Genomic DNA, 4167 nt, shown 5'->3' with positions numbered 1-4167 from the left:
CTTCGCGCCGCCCGCCCTTGACCCTGCTCCGGACCGGACATCGACAAGCGCCGCAAGGCGCAGACATTCACAGCGGTAGCCGATATGGTAGCCGAAGTCAACTTCCACTCAAAACGGCATTGGGCCTGCTCGCCTGGACGATAGCAGATGCTATGAGCACTGCTGCCGAGCTTGCTGCATTAGCTGGCGCTGAAGGCGCCGCAGCTTTGGCAAGCGTGGTTGATGCTGCGAACATGGGCGATAAAGTCAAGAAGATGATCGCCGACTATGCCGCTCATCCGGACAAGGCATTGGCCGACTCAATGACCTTACAAAGTAAGTTTAACCGGTGCCTCCAAGCAAAACGCTGTCAGTTGGTAGCAATGAGTCAAACGGCACCCAAGACGGCTGCTCGTTCCGGGAACGGGTGTTGTCCCGGGCAGACGGGTCACCATCTGTTACCATCCGAAATGTTCAGGCGGAAGATTCAGGTGCCGACGGGGGAGAAATATAAAAATGGCAACCCAAAAACGAAATCCAAAGACGATCCTACAAACTGTACAGGATATACTGACAAAGTGCATAATGCCGCCCCAGTCGTGTGTGTCGAAGGTGCGAACAATCGTATTGCAAGTCATGGGGAAATCCACAAGCGAATCGATACATCGATGGCAGCTCATCGAAATCAAACAAAAAGCGATACCATTACTACTGATGAGGCTATCGATGCAGCGATCGACTCTCACCAGGCAACGTTCAAACCAATCTGCAACAAAGCTTGCCTAAAAGCCCAGCTAAAAGAATATTATGACAAAATTTGCAAAGATAATCTCAAGCCGCGTGGCGGCATGGGTTCAGATGCCACGATCGACGCCCCAGAAGAGGTCGGAGACGCTACATCCGCATAAGGAATTCGCATGAAACTTGACAAACAATCTTTTGAAAAACATTTCACCGGTTACTTCATTACCGATTGCGTCGTTCGCGCACGAGATATGGTGTATTTTGTGCTGGAACAGGAAGATGACCAAGGTCCACCCCGTACGTGCGTCGTGATCTGCGCTGAAAGGCCGGGCCTACCCGCATGGTCCGGATCCACACTCAAGGGTATGCACCGGATGACAGCCGGAGTTTCATATATACCTAAAGAACAATTCGTTGGTGTGACTTTCAATTGCCATGTCTACGCTGTCGGTTCTGGAGAAAGAGGCTTCGAAGAGGACCTTAAAGGCTACGACTCTCAAGCACTTAGAGATGCAAACACTCCGTCTGACGAGTATCTGCTCCGCGGCCCCATTTTACGTCTGCGCTCGATCGATGGTCGGCTGTATGGGTGCGGTCCTGGGCGAACGGTGATTGACCGGATTGGAAAAAACGATTGGCACTACCATACCAGCCTGCCGGAAAATAGACACTTTTTGGATCCGCACGGATTTGAAGATATTGACGGGTTCTCGTCAAAAGACATTTACGCGGTGGGTGGGAAAGGGGATATTTGGCACTTTGATGGACAAAAGTGGAAACAAATTCCGTTTCCGAGCAATATGGACCTGAGAACAGTTTGTTGTGCGCCTGACGGGGCAGTATATATCGGAGCGGAATCTGGCAATGTATTTAAGGGGCGCGATAACAAGTGGGTGATGATAGCCCGGAGTGAACTTTCGCTGCCGTTTAGAGATATGGTTTGGCATGACGGAGCGCTCTGGTGCACCAACGATACTGGGCTGTGGACAGTGAGGAATGACAAGCTAAAAGCTGCCGACGTTCCGCCGGAAATCAGTGTCTGTTCCGGCCATCTATCTGTCAGCGACGGTGTCATGCTTCTGGCTGGTCCTTATGGTGCTGCGATGCACGATGGAAAAGCGTGGATACGAATAATTGACTATAATGCATTCAAATAATACTGTTACGAAATTGCGATGACCGCCACCGGAGATACTATGACTCCGGTGAATTCCCAATTTTTCCTCATTTGCCGTATGATCGCGCGCCAACGGTGGCGCGCTGTACAGTGAAAAAATGAGAGATTCTTCTCTGACATAGATTTTTCAGAATATGCGGATCACCATATGCGGGCATGCCAAGGCAAGCAGCCTGACCATACAATAACATACACTCACAAAAGTACATTATGTCCGCCATTCCCTTTGAATTTCCGGTCATCGAAGCGCTAGTTTCGCGACATGCTGAAGATGCGTCTTTTTATTGGTCCCAATTGGACTGGATAATACGGTCGTCTGATATCCGATTCGAGCGTCTCCAGCATTTCTGCCAACTCCTTGAGGCGCATTTGGGCGGATTAAAAGTTGCCGGAACAACTGCGTGTAAAATTTCGTTCGCCGCGTTGGAACGGTGGCAAAAACCCGGGGAGGCGTTCACCTGCACTTGGCTCGCACTGCAATCCCACAATGAGGACATGGTCGACGAAGTTGCCAAACTGGTCAGCCGTCATCCAGACCAGCTAGTACGCGGAGCAGTTTCCGCACTCGCTGCTTGTTCCCTTCAGCATTTCGTTGCTATTGCTCGGCGTTGGGCTGCAAGCGAGCATAATCCCACTGTCCAAGTAGTCGTCATGCGAGCCGCAGCGATCCGAGGCGACATTGCGGCCGCGCAATTGGATAATCCATTACCGCCCCACTTACATTCCCAAAACTCGCATGTCCGCGCAGCTGCTTGTCGCGCTTGCGCCGTCACAGGCAAGACCGGAAGCGTCATACCTTTGCTTCGGGAGGCGCTAAACGACCCGGACCTGCAGGTCCGCGCCGAGGCAGCCATCGCCTTGGGCAAGCTTGGCGACGCGGAAGGTGGGCGTCCGGTTCTGCTTCAGAGCGTCATCACGCAAGCCATCGTCTATCGCGGCGCAACCGGCGCCACACGTGCCCAAGCCAGCCGCCGCCTTCAACGCTGGGCACGCGAGCTTGCATGTCTCATGCCTATTGGTGCGCCTGAAGCCCGCGACATGCTGGCACAGCTCCCACCCCGCATCGCCCTCACCTTCGCGCTATGGCATGGCGACCTGGCTCACCTGCCCTTCGTCATCGATCAGCTAGCCGATGAGGACGTGGGTCGCTACGCCGGCTGGGTATGGCAAACGCTGACCGGAGTCGACCTCACCGCCAACGGCTTGGCCTTGCCGGAGCCCGATCCCGCAAGCCTGGACCCCGATCAATTGATTACCGAAACCCGGCTCGACGCCGATAGCGGACATCCTCAAGCGGACCAGGCTGCGGTGAAGGCCGCAACCGCCGCCAGCCCTCACCTCGTCGGTCGCGGCAAACGTGTGCTGCTCGGCCGCGAGATCGATGCCAAAGCCGCCCTCGACCTGCTCGAAAACGCACCACAAGCCATTCGCGCCATGGCCGCGCAGATGCTCAACCACGCGCAGTCGACCGTCCGTATCAACGTGCGGGCATCCACCACAGAACAGAGAATCGCCATGAACACGCTGCACGACATGTTTTCCCCACGGGCGGCCGCATGAGTACTGCCCTGCTCGACCCATGGACCGATGCCGCCGCCATCGCAATGCGGCTGAACGCGCCATCCGCACGCCTGACATTGATCATCGGCGCGACCGGCTGGTGCGAAACCTGCCGCACGCTCAAGCCCGTCTTCGAATCACTGGCAGCCGAACACGACGGAAGAAACGATACCTGGCTCTGGCTCGATCTCGAAGATCACGCCGAGTTCCTGGACGACTTCATTCCCGACAGTCTGCCGCTGCTGGTCAGCTACAGAGGTGCTCAACTGACCCACGCTCTCGTTCCCGGCCGCATCACCGTATCGGCGCTGACCGACCTGCTGGCGCAGGCACCGCGCATCGAACAAGCCGAACTGCCGGATATCCGCGCCCGTCTGATGGCTGTTGACTGGGCAACGTAACTGTATTTCTCAAGGCGTGAGTAATGCTGGAGACAAATGCCTTTCCGATCCAGGCATTCGTTCGCGCCTCCTCCATCAGGATTGGGGGGTGAAATAGATTGGCTAGCATGGTGATTCGCACCCAACAGCGTAGGATGCGAATCACAAAACACAGCGTCCAACGGCACCGTTGAGTACAGCGACAGGCCGCAAGGCGCGGGCAAAGTCTCGTCCGTCAATCGCAACGGCACCACCACCACGGTGCGCGAGCGCGAGCGTACCGCAGACGAACACAACCGGCACATCAAGTTCCTGCTGGCGCAGGCG

The 4167-nt window shown here is 55.5% G+C and carries 4 protein-coding genes; all 4 read left to right on the top strand.

Features of this window, described 5'->3' with window-relative positions; all coding sequences use genetic code 11:
* Positions 1 to 887, top strand: an 887-nt coding sequence (locus F1735_RS32665; RefSeq protein ID WP_222853151.1) for an HNH/endonuclease VII fold toxin-2 domain-containing protein, incomplete at its 5' end; no start/stop codon positions are given.
* A 9-nt stretch (positions 888 to 896) separates the two neighbouring features.
* The gene (locus F1735_RS37070) at positions 897 to 1880 is read left to right on the top strand and encodes a WD40/YVTN/BNR-like repeat-containing protein (RefSeq protein ID WP_167241059.1); all 984 of its coding nucleotides are present in this window, start codon (positions 897 to 899) and stop codon (positions 1878 to 1880) included.
* A gap of 230 nt (positions 1881 to 2110) precedes the next feature.
* Complete coding sequence (locus F1735_RS32655; protein WP_167241057.1) at positions 2111 to 3460, top strand: HEAT repeat domain-containing protein; 1350 nt, start codon at positions 2111 to 2113, stop codon at positions 3458 to 3460.
* A complete protein-coding gene (locus F1735_RS32650) occupies positions 3457 to 3861 on the top strand; it encodes a thioredoxin family protein (protein ID WP_167241055.1) in 405 nt (134 codons plus the stop codon). The genes F1735_RS32655 and F1735_RS32650 overlap by 4 nt, the downstream gene beginning before the upstream one ends.
* Positions 3862 to 4167: the final 306 nt, after the last annotated feature.

It is taken from the genome of Massilia genomosp. 1 (genome assembly GCF_011682185.1).
GTDB classification, from domain to species: Bacteria; Pseudomonadota; Gammaproteobacteria; order Burkholderiales; family Burkholderiaceae_D; genus Telluria_A; species Telluria_A rubra.
This window is presented reverse-complemented; position numbering and strand designations above follow the sequence as displayed.